The organism is Cryobacterium sp. PH29-G1 (assembly GCF_030063365.1).
Classification (GTDB): Bacteria; Actinomycetota; Actinomycetes; order Actinomycetales; family Microbacteriaceae; genus Cryobacterium.
Genome location: NZ_JASISY010000002.1, coordinates 236,790 through 255,097 on the forward strand (window position 1 = coordinate 236,790; position 18,308 = coordinate 255,097).

Here is an 18,308-nt window from a genome sequence, read left to right on the forward strand (position 1 = left end):
GCCAGCTCACGAAACGGAATAAATACCACGCTAAGAGGTTCCGGGCCTGTGCAAGGGCCGTGCGCAAACCCAAAGCAGTCCGCTACGAGCACGCCAAACCGGACGATCTGGTGGCGGCGGGGATGCTGGGTTCGAGGTAGCTCGTGCGGGTCTGAATGACAGTCCGGTCGGCTGGCGGGCGCGGTGAAGGGGCAGAGGATGTCGGGATGGTGGTTCCGGTTAGGACGGGCGGGGACAAGCAACGCAACAGCGGTTGGGCCAGCGATTCTCGGATTGACTATGAAGATAAGACCGGCAGCGAGCAGAACGACCAGCCCGACTTTGAGTGGACCGCTCCCTGAGATGGAGTTCTGAGCTTCGTCTTCACCTGAAGGGCCTCCTACACCTCGATCAAGACCGGCACCGTCACGGCATCGCTGATGCTCCGAAAGCTGGGCAGCTACCCGCGGCAGAACGGTCTGGCTACAGCCCTGCGGGAGCTCGGCCGACTCGAACGCACCCTCTTTACTCTCGACTGGATGCAGAACCCCGAGCTCTGAGCTGCCGCGGATATCTCGGACAGTGGGCCCTCTTAAAATGAGGGTTCACTGAAAGTAGAGATCAGCATGGCCGCAGCACGTAGGCGTTTCACCCAGGAGTTCAAGGACGAGTTATGCCGCGAGGTGATCAACACCTCCAAACCGATCAAGGACGTCGCCACCGCATATGGCGTCGGCCCCGAGACGCTCCGCAACTGGCTGGGCAAATATCGCGAGGCGAACGGCGGCACGGAAGCGGATCTAACGGTCTCGGAACGGGCTCGTCTGAAGGAGCTCGAGCGGGAAGTTCAGGAGCTGCGAGCGGAGACCGCCTTCTTGAAAAAAGCCAGCGCTTACTTCGCGCGGGAGCAGCGGTAGTGAGCAAGTACGAATACATCGACTCCCAAAAATCTGAGCCCACCAACAAGAATTCGGTGGTGAAAATGTGCCTCTGGCTGGCCGTGTCAACGTCCGGTTTCTATCACTGGGTGACATCACGTACATCCACACCTGGCAAGGGTTCATTTATCTGGCCACGGTCATCGATTGCTACTCAAAGAAGGTCGTCGGCTGGTCCATCGCCGATCACATGCGCACCGAGCTCGCCGCCGATGCCCTCCGCAACGCCGCCGCGACGACCCTGATCGAGCCTGACACGATCTGGCACTCCGACCGCGGCAGCGTGTATGCCTCGGCCGAGTTTCGGGCACTGGTGGCCGGGCTGGGGATGCGGTCCTCGATGGGCCGTACGGGCGTGTGTTGGGACAACAGCATGGCCGAAAGTTTCTTCTCGATGCTCAAAAACGAGCGCGTATACCGCACTGCTTACGCGACGAAGTCACAAGCTCGAAGCGACGTCATTCGGTATATCGAAGGGTTCTACAACAGCCGCCGCCGGCACTCCGCGCTCGGTTACAGAAGGCCCAATGAAGTCCACTATGGTTATCAACAGCCAGCATTGGCAGCGTAGAAGAATCCACTAATTCCGCTGTCCGAAATGCCCGCGGCAGCTCACTGACCCCTTAATGTCTACCTGCAGGACGACCTACTGCACAAGTCGCTTGAAGTTGTCTACGCGTCGGACGAGGAAGTAATACTCGTTCAGAGCAATCCGGCATGGGGCAAGCTCCACTATGTGCGCGAAGCTCGAAAAGACATCGAGCTCGAGCAAGCCTAATCGGGGGAATGCGCATAAGGGGCCACACACCAGTGTAAAAAAGGTCCCTCGAACGGGGGCTGTTTTCGTGATTGATGTTGCGCCACAGTTGGGCCACCGAGCTGTCCCGTGCTCGCCATCGATCGGCGTGTCATGCAACGACGCAACATGCTCTTTGTCTTGTTCACAGCTGTTGCGGTCGCGCTGACTGCCACGAGCATCCCGGCCATCGCGTTGACCGTCCCGGCAGCTCCAGTGGCCGCGGTGAGTGATCCGAATATTGTTGAACCACCACCGACTCAGTTGGATAAGGCGTGTGCACCAGCAGCGGGTGCCGCAGCGGGTGATGTCGCTGCCTCGAACCCGCCCAGCTCGGGTTGGGCACTGCCGTCAGCAAATCGGAGTGTCAGCTCCGGTAGCGCCACGTCGCGGGCATCTTCGGGGACCGTGGTGGGGGCTCCGGGCATTGGAGCATTGCCCTACTTTGGCTTCGACACGATCAACCTGTCAGCGGATACCGCCGCGCAGGTCAACCTCGGCAACGGCAATCTATTGGTCACGTCGAATGACGGGGTGTTGAACGGACCGGCTCTGGCTGTTCGTAACGACCGTTTCTACAACGGTCTCTCTCCGTCGGCGGGGTCGTTTGGGGGTGGCTGGTCTTCACCGCTTTCCGCCGCTGATGTCGGCTTGAAGGTCACATCGTCGACGGCGACGTTCTCGGGCCCGACTGGGTTCACTGCCGTATTCACCCGCAGTGGCACCAGCTGGGTCGCCCCGGCTGGGTTTCGCGCCACCCTGGTCGATGGGCAGTACACGCGTACGTTGACGTATAACCAGACCGGTGAACAGTATGTGTTCAACCTCAACGGGTGGATTACGAAAAATTTGAACCGGAACGGTAAAGGGACCACATTCACCTATGACGTGTCCAGCCAGCAGGTCACGACGGTGACCGAAGCATCGGGCCGGTCCTATTCGATCATGTGGCAGAGCATCGGTGGTGTCGACGTCATCAGTTCGATCACTGACTCTGCCGGTCGGGTCACCACGTATACGGCCAATGCCAGTGGCCAGTTGACCCGGGTGGATGCGCCGGCGGGGTTCTTTGAGCAGTACACCTACGACAGTGTCGGCCGCCTCGCCACCATCGTCACGATCGGGACCGGCAGTGCGAGCACGAACACGCTCGTGCAATTCGGGTACGACAGCTCCAGCCGCGTGAGTTCGGTCAAGCGCGGCCTGAATTCAACGCCGACAGTGTTCCTCTCCACCAGCAGCTACACCTACACGAGTGGTCAGACGACCGTCACTGACGGGCGCGGTAAGACCGCTACCTTCACCATTGATACCGCGGGCAGGGTCACAACAGCCACCGATGCTCTCGGCCGGAGCCGGTCGAAGACGTGGACGGCCAACAGTGACGTGGCGACATCAACGGATGCGCTCGGCACGGGGCCGGGCAACACGACGACGTTTGCGTATGACGCGTTGAACAATGCCGTCGGGGTGGCCTTGCCCACCGGCGCGGCGGCCAGTGCCGCCTATGCGACCGGGGTCGGCTGCACAGGAACGGGCGGCACCACGTTCCAACCGAAGTGTTCCACCGACTCCGCCGGAGCCGGGAAAGCTTTCACCTACGATGCCAAGGGCAACCCGACCAAAGTCACCGACACCACCACCGGTGGCACCGGATCCGTCCCTCAGCAGTTCACCTATGAAAATAGCGGCAGTGTCTGTGGCGGTTTCGATGGCCAGGTATGTACGACGAAGGACGGCAATAACAACACGATCAGTTATGCCTACGACGCGGATGGAAACTTGACCTCGGTCACTCCGCCGTCACCGCAGGGCGGGACGACGTATACGTATGATTCCCTCGGCCGAGTCCTGACCGTCACCGACGGCAACAATGCCACTTCCACCTATGCGTATAACGTCCGTGATGAAATCGTCTCGAGCACCTTCCAGGGCGGGCAGACGTTCATCACGCAGTATTTTGGGAATGGCCTCAAATCCAAGGACACTGACAGCACCGGGCCGACGGCGTATTTCTACTTCGACGCTCTCGGACGCACGCGCAAGCAGGTGGAGGTGGTCACGGCGACTCGCACAATGGACTTCACCTACGATGCCGCAAGCAACATCACCAGCTTCGACGACAGCTCCAACTACCTCACCTCCTACGTCTATGACGACGCCAACCAGCTCGTGCAAATCTTGGAAACTGGCGGCGTGTGCCCCACCGGAACCGGATCTCCGGCCAGCTCCGGGTGCATCAAGATCAGCTACAACGCCAACGGCGCGGAGACCCTGCGCACCCTTCCCGGCAACGCCACCGTCACGACCGTGAACGATGCTTCCAGTCGCCCGACCCGCATCACAGCGAAAGACACCGCCGGCGTCGTGAAAGTCGACATCGGCTTCTCCTATACGGCAGTGGGTGGCACGGGCGCCACCGCGGACCGCGTCACCATCCAGACCCGCACCAGCTACTTGGAGACCGGGATCACTGCCGGGGCTGTTACCAGTTACACCTACGACTCGCTCAACCGCCTCAAAACCGCGATCGAGAAAAACGGAGCGACCGCCAGTGCGTCCTGGGCCTACACCTATGACGCCGCCGGCAACCGCACCGCGCAAACCCGCACCGGCAGTACCGGATCGGCGGCGGGAACGGTGACGTATACGTATAACGCGGCCAACCGCCTCGCCAGCACCAATACCGACACCACCACATGGACGTATGACGGTGCCGGGAACCAAACCCGGAACGGGCAAACCGCGCAGACTGCCGCCTACAACTCGCGCGGCGCCGTCACCGCCATCGGTGCCACCAGCTACACCGCCTACGGGCAGGGGAACACACAGCAGCTCACCAGCAGCAACAGCTCGACGACGTTCCAAAACTCACCGCTCGGACTAATTGGTGAGAACCTGGGTGGTCCCAGCCGGGCCTTCACCCGCACCCCGGATGGGCAAGCCCTCAGCACCCGGCTCAGTGGCGGGTCCCGATACTATTACGCCCAAGACAGCCTCGGCTCAGTGGTGGGCATGTTCGACAAAACCGGCGTGTATCTCGGCGGCTACTCCTACAGCCCCTACGGAGAAACCCGAGCCGTCAGCACCGGAAGCGCGCTGACCACCAACCACCTCCGCTACATCAGCGGCTACTACGACACCGGATCAGGACTTTACAAACTCGGTGCTCGCTACTACGACCCCAGCATCGGCCGATTCACCCAATACGACCCATCCGGACAAGAAACCAACCCCTACGGTTACGCCGGCTGCAACCCCATCAACGCCAAAGACCCAAGCGGCCTAAGTCCTTGCAGTGACCTGAAGCTATTTCAAAATGCAGCGGCCGGATTCACATATGGAGCGGGCGTCGTCGCCGGCATAGCAGGTGTGACTGGCGCAGCCCCGGTCGCAGCCGTGGCAGTCGGTGTCGGAATTTCGACTGGAGCTGGCGCGCTTATCGCGGGATACATTTACGATGGGACGTGCTCATGAATCTGGGACTTTCAAGTGTCGGATTTGTAGTGATGCTTGTGGGAGCCGTGATGTTTTTGATTGGACGTAGACATAGACGACGTGAGACAAATCTTAATGTTGTGAGCGGATTTGGAATTGTCCTGTTCTTATTAGGGGTAGCAACTCTCGGGTTAGGGTTTATCGGTCGATAGTGATTCGACAGGGACTGACCTGCCGCGGGCATTTCGGACAGCGGAATTAGTGGATTCTTCTACGCTGCCAATGCTGGCTGTTGATAACCATAATGGACTTCATTCGGCCGGCGATAACCCAGCGCGGAGTGCCGGCGTCGACTGTTGTAAAACCCTTCGATATAGCGAATGACGTCGCTGCGAGCTTGTGATTTCGTAGCGTATGCGGTGCGATAAACACGCTCGTTCTTGAGCATCGAGAAGAAGCTCTCTGCCATGCTGTTGTCCCAACACACGCCGGTGCAGCCCATCGAGGAGCGCATCCCCAGGCCGGTCACCAGAGTCCGGAACTCAGCCGAGGTATAGACGCTGCCGCGGTCGGAGTGCCAGATAGCGTCCGGCTCGATCAGGGTCGTCGCGGCGGCGTTGCGGAGGGCATCGGCGACCAGCTCGGGTGCATGTGATCGGCGATGGACCAGCCGACGACCTTCTTGGAGTAGCAATCGATGACGGTGGCCAGATAAATGAACCCTTGCCAGGTGTGGATGTACGTAATATCGCCGACGAATTTCACTCCGGGGCGGTCAGCGGTGAAGTCGCGTTTGACGAGGTCGGGCATGTTCGCGGCCGCCTTCGCATCGGCTTCGGTCGTGATGCGGAAGGGCCGTGGTTGGCAGGCAACAAGGCCGATTTGGCGCATGAGTTGCCGCACCAGCTCGGGCGAGCACTCGGTCTGTTCCGCGGCGAGGTCGGCGTGAATACGACGATAGCCATAGGTGCCTTCGGACTCCTCGAAGAAGTGCTGAATCCGCGCGATCAGCGCCTCGCGGCGGGCCGACGTCGCGGACTGGGGCCGGATTGCCCAGTGATAGAAACCTGACGTGGAGACGGCCAGCCAGAGGCACATTTTCACGACCGAATTCTGGTTGGTGGGCTCAGATTTTTGGGAGTCGATGTATTCATACTTGCTCACTACCGCTGCTCCCGCGCGAAGTAAGCGCTGGCTTTTTTCAAGAACGCGGTCTCCGCCCGCAACTCTTGAACTTCCCGCTCAAGCTCCTTCAAACGAGCCCGCTCCGACACCGTCAAATCCGCTTCAGTGCCGCCGTTCTCCTCGCGGTATTTGTTGAGCCAGTTCCGGAGCGACTCCGGGCCCACGCCGTACGCGGTGGCGACGTCCTTAATCGGCTTGGAGGTGTTGATCACCTCGCGGCACAGCTCGTCTTTGAACTCCTGGGTGAAACGCCTACGTGATGCGGTCATGCTGATCTCTACTTTCAGTGAACCCTCATTTTAAGAGGGCCCACTGTCCGAGATATCCGCAGCAGCTCAAACCTCACCGGCGACTACACCTGGAACAACCCCCGCCAACCCAAAGCCGGAAAACTCCGCCCCCTGCACAGGCCCGGAAACTCTTAGCGTGGTATTTATTCCGTTTCGTGAGCTGACCCCTATACACGCACTATTACGCCAATACCTATCCCGGTGAGGTGTCAGCAATCATCGGAATCGACCCGATGACGGCTAAGACGTCGTCGCTCACAGTCGGCCAGGCGTCGACTATTGAACGAACGTTGGACGGTCTTGGGCTGATGCGCCTGGTCAGTACGATCGCGCCGAGCATCATTCAGCCCCCCCGGCACGGCGTACACCGCGCACGAACGCAAGCAAACTGCCGCGCTGACGAATTGGAACTACGGCAACGAATCGATCTCCGATGAGTGGGCTCACATCGGTGCGAACTCGACGAAAGCCAACGCGAAGCCGCTCCCGGCCAACATTCCCGTGCTTGAGTTTCTGTCCAGCGACAGTGTCAGCATGGATGCAAGTTGGTTGCCCAACCACGAGGCCGAACTTGCCGATGTTGCCACCCACCAGCTCGAAGTGCTCGACGGCGCCCACTACCTGCAGTGGACGCAGGCCCCCGCAATGGCCAAGACCATCACGGCGTTCATCGCCGCCCACGTCACCGACTGAGCGCCACGCACGGCACGGGATGGCACGAGGAACGACCAGGTGGACTGGCTGAATCATCGCCCGATCCGACGATCATCGGATCCTGCTAGAGAGGTGCTGAGACCGTTGATACAGGCTCGTCAGGTTTATCGGCTACTCGGTTCGCCGCTCTCGAGCTGGCCTGAGCCCAGAAACCGAACGCAGCAGTGGGCGACGCGCACTGCGATTTCGTGAGTCGGATGAACACCATTGAGAATCGTCCCTAAGGTGGCTCACGGTCATCGGGCGGATGCCTTATTTTCCCGGCGGGTGGGTTGATTCAGTGGCAATCTTCGTGCTGGACGTCGCGTTCTCCCGTCAGAGCAGCCACGGGTACCGTGCAGGCGTCGCCGCGCCAGGCCTCGAGGCCTTCCCGAACGGCGAAGACCACAATCACGAGGGCGGCGACCGAGTCCGCCCACGCCCAACCGAAAAGGGTATTCAGCAGCAGCCCCACCAGCAGTGCTGCGGAGAGGTAAGAGCAGATCAAGGTCTGTTTCGAGTCAGCTATCGCCGAGGCAGAACCCAACTCCCGGCCGGCCCGACGTTCTGCGAAGCTCAGAAAGGGCATCACCAGCAAACTGACCGCGGCCAGAACGAGGCCGACCGTACTGTGTTCGGCTTCCTGAACACCGAACAGGGACAGACCGGCATCGACGGTCACATACGCGGCGAGAGCGAAAAACGCCACCGCGATGACTCGCAGCGCCGTCTTTTCCCGCTTCTCCGGATCGGGAGCGGCGAACTGCCATGCCACCGCAGCAGCCGAGAGGACCTCCACGATGGAGTCCAGGCCGAAGCCGATGAGCGCCGCTGACGACGCCACACTGCCGGCCGCGATCGCAATGATCGCTTCAATGACGTTGTAGGCGATGGTCGCCGCGACGATCCACCGAATGCGGCGACGCAGAACCTGCGTGCGGTCAGGCTGCATCTCAGCAACTCGGTCGTCGGCGGAGAGGCTCATACGCCGGCCCCGCAACACAGCGGAACATCGCAGGTCTCATCGACGCAGCCGACACCGTCATCGACGGCGAGCACGACATCCATCAGAGCGACCAGCGCCTTCGTCACGTGCGGATCCGCGATCTCATAGCGCGTCGAGCGTCCCTCCGGAACAGCTGCCACGATTCCGCAGCCTCGCAAGCACGACAGATGGTTGGACACGTTCGACCGCGACAACTGCAGCTCGCGCGCCAGCGCACCCGGATATCCCGGGCGGTCGAGCAGGGAGAGCAGGATGCGCGACCTGGTGGGATCAGCCATCGCTCGACCCAACCGGTTCATTACGTCCACCCGCGAAGTATTAGTCAGCATCCACTGACATTACATCGATCGCTGACCAATAGCCACCGGTCGGTCAGGCAACATGTCGTAGTTCTGCAGCCTGATGAGTGTCGATCACATCCGAGGAGGTACCACGTATGCCGGTGGTATCTTAAGCCTGCAAGGGATGCCGATCCCAGATCTCAGGTACCACGATGACCGGAACGATCCGCGTTAACCTGCTCGGTGGGGTGGAAGTGTCCGGTGCGGTTTCCGGGCAGTTCCGCAGTTCCCCGCGGTCGCTGTCGCTGCTCGCCTATTTGGTGAGCCACCCGGAGAGTCCCCAGCCGCGTGCCCATCTCGCGGCCTTGCTATGGCCCGACTCCGAGGAGGCACAGGCTCGAACAAACCTGCGCCGGGAACTGTACAATTTGCGCGTAATGCTCGGCGACAACGAGTGTCTGCAGGTGGATGGAAGTACCTTGTGCTGGCGGCGTGGTTCAGACTGCGCCGTCGATGTGCACGACTTTCTCAATGCCTGCGAGTGCGCCGTTGCCGCACTGGCTTCCGGTGAACGCTCGAGTATCGAAGAACATGGAGGTCGCGTTCTCGCCCTGTACCAAGGGTCGTTCCTCCCCGGTTGCGACGACGACTGGGCCTTGGCTGTTCGGCAGGAGTTGAAACAGACCTGTGTCGATTTGTGCGACAGCGTGGCGGGCTATTGGATGTCGTCAGGCGATCCGACGACCGCAGCCATCTTTGCGCGACGCCGAATCTTGCTCGATCCGTTGGATGAACAGGGCTACCGCACACTCATGCAAGCTCAGCGGATGGCCGGTGACCCACCGGGTGCAATGCGCACCTACCACCAATGCGCGTCGGCGTTGGAACGCGAGCTCGAGGTCGGACCTTCATTAGACACCCAGGCCGAGCTGGATGCCGTCTTGTCCGACCTCGACCGGGCTCCTGGAGACACTGGGGTGGTGGCCATCGACAAACCCGCATGGTCCTTGGCGTCGGGAATGGTCGGACGACAAGCAGAACTGGACCGGTTGATGTCGGCGTGGCGTGGGGCGCAAGCCGGCTGCCGCTTCCTGGTCGTGGTGGGCGAGGCTGGTGTTGGAAAGTCCAGGCTGGTAGCAGAGGTTGCAGCTACGGTGCGGCGGCAAGGCGCTGTGGTCGCGACAACGCGGTGCTTTGCTGCGACAAGTGCGGTGCCGCTCGCTCCCGTGGCCGATTGGTTGCGTACTCCCCTCCTGAGGATGGCAACCCGGCGGCTCGACCCGGTGTGGCGGGCCGAGGTGGACAGGCTGATTCCGGAGGGTGAAAGTGACGCAGATCCGAGAACCGGTGCCCGCGCGAAGGTGGACGCCTGGCAACGATTTCGGTTCTTTGAGGGACTTGTACGTGCTTTCCTCGCCGTGGACCGTCCAATCCTTCTCACGATTGACAACTTGCAGTGGTGCGACAAGGCGACGATGTCATGGCTGTCCCTGCTGATGGCTTCCCGCGGCTCAGCGCCGCTGCTTCTGATCGCAACGGCGCGCGATGAGGAGTTCGCCGGCAGCGTTTTTGCCCCTGTATTAGAGAGGATGCGGGCGGCCGGCCAGACCGAGTTCATCATGCTCAATAATTTATCTGCGCAAGCCGCGGCCGTGCTGGCGGAGGAAACCCTCGGGCACGCCGTGAGCGAGCAAGATCTCAACCTGTTGATGTCCGCAACCTCGGGCAATCCTTTTTTTCTGCTGGAGGCCCTGCGCACCTCTTCCGCCACGCCCGGGCCGGTGAAACCCGCAGACCTGCGTGCGGTGCTGGACGACCGGCTCTCGCGTTTGTCGGACTCGGCGCGCGCGGTGGTCGAGCTCGCATCGACCGTGGGCCGCGACTTTACCCTCGATCTGCTGATCGAGGCATCCGATCTGGCAGAAAACATTCTGGTGCGCGCGGTGGACGATCTGTGGCGTCGACGTATCCTCGAGGAACACGGGCGCGGTTACGATTTCGCCCACGACCTCCTCCGGGAAGCGGCCTATCGCATGTTGAGCCCGCCTCGGCGCTGGCTCCTGCACCGCCGTCTGGCGCAAGCATTGGAATTGCTGTGGTCAGACCGCCTGGACGACGTGGCCGCCCAGCTGGCGGAGCAGTACGACAGGGGCGGACGTCCCGACCGGGCTCTGCCGTTCTACGAACGCGCTGCACGGCAGGCCACCACGGTTTTTGCGCATGCCGAGGCAGTTCGGTTCTGGCAGCGCTGCCTCGCCCTGTTTGCCGAGCTTCCAGCCAATAGTGAGCGTGATCGCCGCGAACTCACAGTGCTTCAGGAGCTACTGCCACCGTTGAATGCGTGGCGCGGCTACGCCTCGGCTGAGCTTGAGGATTACGAACGCCGGGCGGACGAACTCGGCGAACGACTGGGATTGAAGGATGTCCGTTGCACCGCGGCGATTGCTCTTTTCAGCACCACCTTTGTTCAAGGACACACCGCGGAATCACACCTATGGGGCAGGCAGGCGCTCGCTCTGGCCGGGACTGGTCCTGAGCTTGCCGCGCAAGCCCACCTGGCGCTGGCGGGTTCAGGGCTGAGCCTTGGACTTCTCCGGCAGGCCGATGAGCACTTTCACCTCTCCTGCGATCTGGCCGGTGCATCGGATTCGCTGCCGATCGGCACTCGCACGGAGGTGCATGCTCGGGCCTGGTGGGCGCACGCTCGATGGCTGTTGGGAGACGAGGCCGGAGCGTCGGCGGCGAGCGCCGCCGCGGTGGAGACCGCCCGGTTCATCAACCACCCGTACTCCCTGACTGTGGCACTGTCCTACGCAGCGCTCATGCATCAGGTGAGCGGTGATCTCCGGTCGCTTGCCGGCGATCTGGACGAGTTGACAGAGCTGTGCGAACGATATGAATTCGCGTACTACCGCCAGTGGGCGACCGTACTGACCGGGTGGGCAGATGGCGGAGCCACGGGGCTCCGCCATGCTCGGAGCGGGATCGAGTCGCTGACGCGCGAGGGAGCGCTCGCGCGGATGCCGTATTGGCTGTCCCTGGTCGCCGACCTGCACCGTCGGCAGGGCGACACCGCAGCCGAAAAGGCCACTCTCGACGCCGCCGCGGCGATCGCGACCGAGCACGACGACCGGTGGTGGTTGCCGGAGGTTCTGCGCGCACGCGCAGCCCTCGATCCGATTCGGGGTCCCAATATGCGCTTGGAACAGGCAGCAGCACTGGCTCGGGCGCAGTCGAGCGCCGCCCTGCTGGCGCGCTGCCGTGGCGATATCGAAGAGCGCAGTCAACGCTGACGCGCAACCGTTCTCCCGGCACATTGCCTGATCCGAACGGTTTGGGAACGCTCATCCGTTTAGCGTTGCCCGTGCATCAGGCCGACTTACGGCCTGTCGTCGAGAGGCACCCCATCATGTCCGATTCAACAACCCTGCACACGAGGTCGACCCGCTCCAGCGGCCCGCCGTTCGGCGAACTCGCGGCAGCCGCTCGAGGCAGCGTGGTGCTGCCCGGCGATGCTGACTACGATCAGGCTCGCTTCGTGTATAACGCGATGATCGACCGGTATCCCGCCGCCGTGCTGCGGTGCAGCGACGTTGCCGACGTCATTGCCGGGGTGCGATTCGCCAGAGAGCACGGGGTTGAACTCGCAGTCCGCGGAGGCGGACACAACGCGGCCGGCCTCGGCGTCTGGGATGACGCCCTGGTGCTTGACCTCGGTGCAATGCACAGCACGACCGTTGACCCGGCGGCGCAGACCGTGCGCGTCGACGGCGGCTGCACCTGGGGCGACGTCGACCACGCCACCGGCGCATTCGGAATGGCCACACCCTCAGGTTTTCTGGCCAGCACAGGTGTCGGCGGGCTCACTCTGGGCGGCGGAATCGGCTATCTCACCCGTCGATTCGGGCTCACGGTCGACAACTTGCTCTCCGCCGACGTCGTACTTGCGGACGGCTCACTCGTGAAGGCTGACGCGCGGTCGCACCCCGATCTATTCTGGGCCGTTCGCGGGGGCGGCGGCAATTTCGGGGTTGTCACCTCTTTCACGTTCACCTGTCACCAGATTGGTGACCACGGCACTATCTTCGGCGGCCCGGTCTTCTATGACCTCGACGACACCCGCGAAGTCATGCAGTGGTACCGAGAATTGCTCCCAAGCCTGCCCGAGGAACTCAGCGGTTGGATAGCGCTACTCACCGTCCCACCCGTGGCCCCCTTCCCCAACGAGCTCTGGGGACGCAAGGTGTGCGGAATCGTGTGGTGCTACACCGGGTCGATGGCGAAAGCCGCCGAGGTGACCGCGCCCGTGCGCGGATTCGGCTCCCCTCTTATGGTCGGCATGCACGAGATGCCGTTCAGCACGCTTCAGCAAGCCTTTGACGGGCTCTATCCTGCCGGTCTTCAGTGGTATTGGCGATCCGACTTCTGTACCGAGATCAGCGACGCCGCGATCACCGTTCACCACAAGTTCGGCACGCTGCTGCCCACCGGACACTCCACCATGCACATGTACCCAGTCGGCGGCGCCGCCTCGCGAGTCCCCGCGAACGCAACCGCATTCGCCCACCGGGACGGCGGATGGGCCGCGGTCATCGTCGGTGTCGATCCGGATCCATTGAACGCGAACCGGATCTCGCAGTGGGCGAAGGACTACTGGGAGGAGCTGCACCCGACTTCGGCTGGCGGAACCTACGTGAACTTCCTCATGGAGGAGGGGGCCGAGCGCGTCCGCGCCAGCTATGGCGCGAACTACCCACGCTTGGCGGCGATCAAACGCCGCTACGACCCGGACAACCTGTTTCACGTCAACCAGAACATTGTGCCGGAATCGGCCTGATCGACGACATCACCGACGCTGAAACCCGCATGCTGGACCGTCCCACTCAAACATTTCTTCACCGAACGAACGCAGACAGTACCGATACCCTTGGAGGTTGTCATCATGTCCTGGAACATTTCGGGAAACTATTTCGAATCCTGCAACTGCGAGAGCGCGTGCCCCTGCGTGTTCCTCAGCGCACCAACCACCGGCGAGTGCACGGCCCTCCTCGGCTGGCACATTGACGACGGCGTGTATGAGGGGTTGCGGCTGGACGGGCTGAACATCAGCCTGGCCGTGCATTCATCCGGACATATGGCCACGACGCCGTGGCGGGCGGCCCTGTATTTGGACGACCGCGCCACGCCTGAACAGCAGGAGGCCCTCGGCGCCATTTTCTCCGGGGCTGCCGGAGGACACCCCGCCGTTTTAGCCAACCATATCGGCGAGGTGATCGGGGTCACCGTGGCACCGATCACGTTCGATGGCTCGGACGCATCCCGCGCTCTGCGTGTCGGTGAAACCGCTGACCTAAAGATCACCGCAATTGCCGGGCAGGGCGGCGAGAAGGTCACGATCGCCAACCATCCCCTGGCTGTAGCTCCGGGACAGCAGTTGGTCGCTGCCCGAGCCGATCATCTGCACTACGCCGATCACGGCTATGAGTGGGAGCTGTCGCAGACCAATGGTTTCTACTCGCCCTTCGCGTACAAGGCGTGATCCTCGATGACCGTGTTGCTTTCCGAGCCGACGGCACGCACCAAACGGGCCGTCACGACGGCTCTCGTCGTCATTATCGGGCTGTCCTGGGCATACCTGGCGTTTCTCAGCACTCGAATGAGCGACATGGGATCGCCGTTCGCGATGCCGATGACCTCGGCATGGACGGGCCAGCAGGCGGTACTCATGTGGACGATGTGGTCGGTCATGATGGCCGGAATGATGCTGCCCTCGGCTGCTCCCATGATCAGCGTTTACTCCCGGACGATCGAGGCCAGCGCTCGTGGCTTGCACGGATCGACCGGAATATTTGTAGCCGGCTATCTGGCGACCTGGAGCGGCTTCGCTGTGCTGGCGACCGCCGCGCAGTGGATGCTGCACGATGCTGCACTCGTGAACACCATGGGTGTTTCCACTAGCCGTTGGCTCGGCGGAGCACTGCTCTTGGTCGCCGGGGCCTACCAATTCACCGCGCCCAAGCAGGCGTGCCTGCGGCAATGCCGCTCGCCGCTGGGCTTTCTGATGAACCACTGGCGCAATGGCCGAGCAGGCGCCCTCGTTTTGGGAATGCATCACGGCGTTGTGTGCGTGGGATGCTGTTGGGCGCTGATGGCCGTACTGTTCGTCCTCGGCGTTATGAACCTGTGGTGGATCGCCCTGGTGGCGGCGGGCGTGCTCGTTGAGAAACTCCTCCCCAGCCGACTGATCACGCGCATCCTGGGCGCCGGTCTGGTGGTCTGGGGCGCCGCCCTCCTCATCGGAATCGGCGCGTGATGCGCGCTACGCCGGCATCACGTTCTACTGGTGTGGTTTTAGGGGTGGGGCAGTCGGGGCACGGCCGCCACGAGACGGCGGGTGTAGTCCTGGCTGGGGGTGCTCAGAATTGTGGCGGTTGTACCGTGCTCGACGACCCGGCCGGCGTTGAGCACCACAGTCTCATCGCAGAGCGCCGCGATCGCGCTGAGGTCGTGCGAGACCATGAGGATCGCCAGCCCGGCCGACGCCCGCAGCTCCGCGAGGAGGTCGATCACCTGAATACGCGTGGTCACGTCGAGCGCGCTCAACGGCTCGTCGGCGAGCAACAGGCGCGGGTGGCACACCGTTGCACGAGCAATGGCGATGCGTTGGCGTTGTCCACCGGAGAATTCGTGCGGGAAGCGGCCGAGCGCATCCGCGGGCAGGCCCACGGCGGCACAAGACTCCGCCACCATGCTCCGCGCTTCGGACCCGCGCGCGATCCCGAGCGAACGCAGCGGCTCGGCCACGATGCTCTCGATGCTCTGCCGTGGGTCTAGCGAGGAGTAGGGATCCTGGAATACCGTTTGCACGGCCCCGCGAAACCGGCGCATCACTGCGGGCGCGATCGGCGCACCCTCGAACAAGACCGAGCCAGACGAGGGCTTGGCCAAGGCGAGCATGAGCTTCACGATCGTGGACTTGCCGCTGCCCGACTCCCCTACGAGGCCCACGCTGGCGCCCTCGCCGACAGCGAGCGACACGTCGTCGAGAGCAAGCGCACCCGCCCGGTATCGGTACGAGACGTTCTGTAGTTCGAGGATCATCGCTGGCCCAACATGTCATCCAGAGCGCGCGCACTGCGCACGAGCTCGGCGGTGTATGGGTGCTGAGGCTTCGACAGCACCCGCTCGATCGAGCCGCGCTCCACGGCCACGCCCGACGACATCACGATCACGTCAGGGGTCATGGCCGAGACCACGGCCAGATCGTGGCTGATGAACAACAGCGCCATTCCGCGAGCGTCGATCAGGTCGTCGAGCAGACGCAACACCTGCGCCTGCACGGTCACATCCAGGGCCGTGGTCGGTTCATCGGCGATGAGTAGCTGAGGGCGGCTGGCCAGTGCGATCGCGATGGCCGCGCGCTGGCGTTGCCCACCCGAAATCTCGTGCGGATACGCCCGGCTGATGCGCGCCTCGTCCAGACTCACCTCGTCGAGAGCGTCGGCCACAGCGGCGTGGAGCGCCGACCCGCGCAGACCGCGGTGGCGCGTAATGGGTTCGGCCAGCTGCCGACCGATGCGCATGAGCGGGTCGAGTGCGGTGAGTGGCTCTTGGAACACTACGGATGCTACCCGTCCTCGCAACGGTACGAGTCGTCGTTCCGAAGCACCCACGACCTGCACACCATCCAGCAGCACACTGCCACTCGCCACCAGACCTGAGCCGAGCAGCCCGGTGACGGCGAGGGACGTCACCGATTTGCCCGAGCCGGACTCGCCGATGAGGCCGAGTCGCTGCCCCGCGGCGAGGTCGAAGCTGAGGTCGGCCACGAGGGCGCGGCCGGCCGGCGTCTGCACGCCAAGGTTTTGAACGGAGAGCAGGGTCATCGGCGTGCCCTTCGTGCGGGGTCGGCAACATCGCGGAGGCCGTCGGCGATGAAGTTGACGCCGATCACCAGCATGATCAGGGCAATGCCCGGAGCGATAGCTCCGAGTGGAGCTGTTACGACGGTGCCCTGAGCCTCCTGCAGTAGTCGGCCCCACGATGCGTTGGGCGGCGGGGCACCCAAGCCCAGGTACGAGAGGCTGGCCTCGGCGAGCACGGCCACGCCGAACTGCAGAGCGAGGCTCACGCTCAGGGTCGGCCAGACATTGGGCAGGATATGCCGGAGCACGATGCCCGGCCAGCGGGTACCCGAGGTGCGGGCGGCCGTGACGTACTGCTCGGACAGCACCCGTTTGGTGAGTACCCGGGTGAGTCGAGCGACGACGGCCGACATGGCCAGTCCGATCGCGACGATCACCGAGACGAGTGAGGCTCCCTGAGCGGCAACGATGAGCATCGCCAGGAGCAAGACCGGGAAGGCGATCACCACGTCGAGGGCGGCCGAGAGGGTGTCGTCGAGCCAGGACTTCGCAAAGGCAGCGATCAGACCGACGCTGATGCCAAGGATGGCGCCGACCGCGACGGCGCCGACCCCCACCACCAGAGCGATACGGGCCCCGATCATCAGCTGGGTTGCGAGGTCGCGGCCGAGTTTATCGGTGCCGAGCCAGTGCGTGCCGCTGGGCCCTTCCAGCCGGGTACCGGTGGTGTCGGCCGGGGGGAACGGCAGCCAAACCAGTGAAAGGAGAGCCACTGCGACGACGACCCCCACCAGGACGCGCCCGACGATGAGGGTGCCCGATCGGGAGCGGCGCACCGGTGCCACAACGGGCGGAGTGCCCACGGCAGCGCTCATCGAGTGGCCGACAGACTTACTCGGAGGCGTGGATCAACGAGACGCTGCGCGACGTCGCCGAAGAAACCGATCAGGAGCACCACCAGCGTGCTCACCACGAGTACGCCCTGAATATTGGGATAGTCATGCTGTTGAATGGCTTTGAGTAGCATGCTGCCGAGGCCCGGCAAACTGAACACGCTCTCCACCACCACGGCACCGAGAAATGTTGTGGCCAGCTCGATGCCGAGAATGGCAATCACCGGAACGGCGCCGTTGCGCAGCCCGTGCCGCCAGAGCGCTTCCGTGTGGCCGGAGCCCTGCGCGCGGGCCGACCGCAGGTAGTCGCTGCCGAGCACATCGAGTGTGGCCGAGCGGACATAGCGGGTGAGTGATGCACTCATCACGAGAGCCACCGTGATCACGGGCAATGTGAGCGAACGAAGCGCATCGGTGGGGTGGGCCCAGTCGTCGCGCGGAAAACCGCTGGAGGGCAACCAGCGGAGGCCTATGGAGAAGAGACTCACGAGCAGGATCCCGACCCAGAAGACGGGGACGGCAACGCCGAGCTGGGACACCCCCGAGATCAGGATGCCGTACCAACGGTCAGATTTGATGGCGGAAACCAGCCCGGCCACGATCGAGATCACCAGCGCCAACCCGAAGGCCATCAAAGTCAGGGGAACCGTGACCGCGAGCCGACCCGCGATCTCGGGCCAGACCGGCAGCGAGCTGATGAAGGACTCTCCCAGGTCGAACCGGATGAGTTGAGCGAGCCAGGTGCTGAACTGCTCGAGCACTGACCGGTCTGCACCCACTTGGGCCTGCGCGGCAGCGATCTGCTCGGGCGTGGCCGTCACCGACAGCAGCGCGTTCGACGGGTCGCCCGGCAGGAGTCGGAGCAGCACGAAGATGGCCACCATGGCGATGAAAAAAGAGACCAGAAGAAAGGCGCTCCGGCGCAGAAGATAGGGAATCATACG

The 18,308-nt window shown here is 63.0% G+C and carries 13 protein-coding genes and 3 pseudogenes; 9 read left to right on the forward strand and 7 right to left on the reverse strand.

Annotated features, from left to right (window positions below; all coding sequences use genetic code 11):
- Nucleotides 1-206: 206 nt before the first annotated feature.
- From QMK22_RS03520 to QMK22_RS03535, 4 genes and pseudogenes are all read left to right on the forward strand, one after another.
- Nucleotides 207-341, forward strand: a complete 135-nt coding sequence (locus QMK22_RS03520) for a hypothetical protein (RefSeq protein ID WP_283496249.1) — start codon at nucleotides 207-209, stop codon at nucleotides 339-341.
- Between the two features lie 42 nt (nucleotides 342-383).
- Nucleotides 384-536: pseudogene (locus tag QMK22_RS03525) on the forward strand (Tn3 family transposase); the annotation flags it as partial.
- 69 nt (nucleotides 537-605) lie between these two features.
- Nucleotides 606-1,488 (forward strand): annotated as a pseudogene (locus tag QMK22_RS03530) (IS3 family transposase).
- 660 nt (nucleotides 1,489-2,148) lie between these two features.
- On the forward strand, nucleotides 2,149-5,190 hold the full coding sequence (locus QMK22_RS03535) for an RHS repeat-associated core domain-containing protein (protein ID WP_283496250.1): 3,042 nt from the start codon (nucleotides 2,149-2,151) through the stop codon (nucleotides 5,188-5,190).
- 232 nt (nucleotides 5,191-5,422) lie between these two features.
- Here the strand turns inward: QMK22_RS03535 and QMK22_RS03540 are convergent.
- Nucleotides 5,423-6,605 (reverse strand): annotated as a pseudogene (locus tag QMK22_RS03540) (IS3 family transposase).
- Between the two features lie 555 nt (nucleotides 6,606-7,160).
- Between QMK22_RS03540 and QMK22_RS03545 the strand changes: the two are divergent.
- Entirely contained in the window at nucleotides 7,161-7,319 is a 159-nt protein-coding gene (locus tag QMK22_RS03545; RefSeq protein WP_283496251.1) for a hypothetical protein, read from the forward strand.
- 298 nt (nucleotides 7,320-7,617) lie between these two features.
- On the opposite strand, the gene QMK22_RS03550 is transcribed toward QMK22_RS03545, so the two are convergent.
- Both QMK22_RS03550 and cmtR read right to left on the reverse strand, forming a co-directional pair.
- The gene (locus tag QMK22_RS03550; protein ID WP_283496252.1) at nucleotides 7,618-8,304 is read right to left on the reverse strand and encodes a cation efflux transmembrane domain-containing protein; all 687 of its coding nucleotides are present in this window, start codon (nucleotides 8,302-8,304) and stop codon (nucleotides 7,618-7,620) included.
- Nucleotides 8,301-8,654 carry a Cd(II)/Pb(II)-sensing metalloregulatory transcriptional regulator CmtR gene (gene cmtR / locus QMK22_RS03555; RefSeq protein WP_283496253.1) on the reverse strand — a complete coding sequence of 118 codons (354 nt, stop codon included), beginning with the start codon at nucleotides 8,652-8,654 and terminating at the stop codon, nucleotides 8,301-8,303. The genes QMK22_RS03550 and cmtR overlap by 4 nt, the downstream gene beginning before the upstream one ends.
- A 164-nt stretch (nucleotides 8,655-8,818) precedes the next feature.
- Between cmtR and QMK22_RS03560 the strand changes: the two genes are divergently transcribed.
- The 4 genes from QMK22_RS03560 to QMK22_RS03575 all read left to right on the forward strand — a co-directional run bounded on the left by QMK22_RS03560 (nucleotide 8,819) and on the right by QMK22_RS03575 (nucleotide 14,919).
- Nucleotides 8,819-11,899, forward strand: coding sequence for an ATP-binding protein (locus QMK22_RS03560; RefSeq protein ID WP_283496254.1), 3,081 nt, complete (start codon nucleotides 8,819-8,821; stop codon nucleotides 11,897-11,899).
- A gap of 116 nt (nucleotides 11,900-12,015) precedes the next feature.
- Nucleotides 12,016-13,443: an FAD-binding oxidoreductase gene (locus tag QMK22_RS03565; RefSeq protein ID WP_283496255.1), complete on the forward strand. Its 1,428-nt coding sequence runs from the start codon at nucleotides 12,016-12,018 to the stop codon at nucleotides 13,441-13,443.
- 105 nt (nucleotides 13,444-13,548) lie between these two features.
- Complete coding sequence (locus QMK22_RS03570; RefSeq protein WP_283496256.1) at nucleotides 13,549-14,145, forward strand: DUF1326 domain-containing protein; 597 nt, start codon at nucleotides 13,549-13,551, stop codon at nucleotides 14,143-14,145.
- A 6-nt stretch (nucleotides 14,146-14,151) separates the two neighbouring features.
- Nucleotides 14,152-14,919, forward strand: coding sequence for a DUF2182 domain-containing protein (locus QMK22_RS03575; protein ID WP_283496257.1), 768 nt, complete (start codon nucleotides 14,152-14,154; stop codon nucleotides 14,917-14,919).
- Between the two features lie 38 nt (nucleotides 14,920-14,957).
- Here the strand turns inward: QMK22_RS03575 and QMK22_RS03580 are convergent, their stop codons facing one another.
- Genes QMK22_RS03580 through QMK22_RS03595 form a run of 4 tightly spaced genes read right to left on the reverse strand, consistent with a single transcriptional unit; the run spans nucleotide 14,958 to nucleotide 18,305 of the window.
- Nucleotides 14,958-15,707 (reverse strand): ABC transporter ATP-binding protein, encoded by a 750-nt coding sequence (locus tag QMK22_RS03580; RefSeq protein WP_283496258.1) that lies wholly within the window; start codon nucleotides 15,705-15,707, stop codon nucleotides 14,958-14,960.
- Complete coding sequence (locus QMK22_RS03585; protein ID WP_283496259.1) at nucleotides 15,704-16,492, reverse strand: ABC transporter ATP-binding protein; 789 nt, start codon at nucleotides 16,490-16,492, stop codon at nucleotides 15,704-15,706. The genes QMK22_RS03580 and QMK22_RS03585 overlap by 4 nt, the downstream gene beginning before the upstream one ends.
- The gene (locus QMK22_RS03590; protein ID WP_283496260.1) at nucleotides 16,489-17,346 is read right to left on the reverse strand and encodes an ABC transporter permease; all 858 of its coding nucleotides are present in this window, start codon (nucleotides 17,344-17,346) and stop codon (nucleotides 16,489-16,491) included. Before QMK22_RS03590 ends, QMK22_RS03585 begins: the two co-directional genes overlap by 4 nt.
- Nucleotides 17,343-18,305: an ABC transporter permease gene (locus QMK22_RS03595; RefSeq protein ID WP_283496261.1), complete on the reverse strand. Its 963-nt coding sequence runs from the start codon at nucleotides 18,303-18,305 to the stop codon at nucleotides 17,343-17,345. The genes QMK22_RS03590 and QMK22_RS03595 overlap by 4 nt, the downstream gene beginning before the upstream one ends.
- Nucleotides 18,306-18,308 lie beyond the last annotated feature (3 nt).

Excerpts from the sequence above, each read along its gene's own strand:
- QMK22_RS03520 (WP_283496249.1), top strand. The coding sequence starts at position 207 with ATGGTGGTTCCGGTTAGGACGGGCGGGGACAAGCAACGCAACAGCGGT.
- QMK22_RS03545 (WP_283496251.1), top strand. The coding sequence starts at position 7,161 with ATGGATGCAAGTTGGTTGCCCAACCACGAGGCCGAACTTGCCGATGTT.
- QMK22_RS03550 (WP_283496252.1), bottom strand. The coding sequence starts at position 8,304 with ATGAGCCTCTCCGCCGACGACCGAGTTGCTGAGATGCAGCCTGACCGC.
- cmtR (WP_283496253.1), bottom strand. The coding sequence starts at position 8,654 with ATGCTGACTAATACTTCGCGGGTGGACGTAATGAACCGGTTGGGTCGA.
- QMK22_RS03560 (WP_283496254.1), top strand. The coding sequence starts at position 8,819 with ATGACCGGAACGATCCGCGTTAACCTGCTCGGTGGGGTGGAAGTGTCC.
- QMK22_RS03565 (WP_283496255.1), top strand. The coding sequence starts at position 12,016 with ATGTCCGATTCAACAACCCTGCACACGAGGTCGACCCGCTCCAGCGGC.
- QMK22_RS03570 (WP_283496256.1), top strand. The coding sequence starts at position 13,549 with ATGTCCTGGAACATTTCGGGAAACTATTTCGAATCCTGCAACTGCGAG.
- QMK22_RS03575 (WP_283496257.1), top strand. The coding sequence starts at position 14,152 with ATGACCGTGTTGCTTTCCGAGCCGACGGCACGCACCAAACGGGCCGTC.
- QMK22_RS03580 (WP_283496258.1), bottom strand. The coding sequence starts at position 15,707 with ATGATCCTCGAACTACAGAACGTCTCGTACCGATACCGGGCGGGTGCG.
- QMK22_RS03585 (WP_283496259.1), bottom strand. The coding sequence starts at position 16,492 with ATGACCCTGCTCTCCGTTCAAAACCTTGGCGTGCAGACGCCGGCCGGC.
- QMK22_RS03590 (WP_283496260.1), bottom strand. The coding sequence starts at position 17,346 with ATGAGCGCTGCCGTGGGCACTCCGCCCGTTGTGGCACCGGTGCGCCGC.
- QMK22_RS03595 (WP_283496261.1), bottom strand. The coding sequence starts at position 18,305 with ATGATTCCCTATCTTCTGCGCCGGAGCGCCTTTCTTCTGGTCTCTTTT.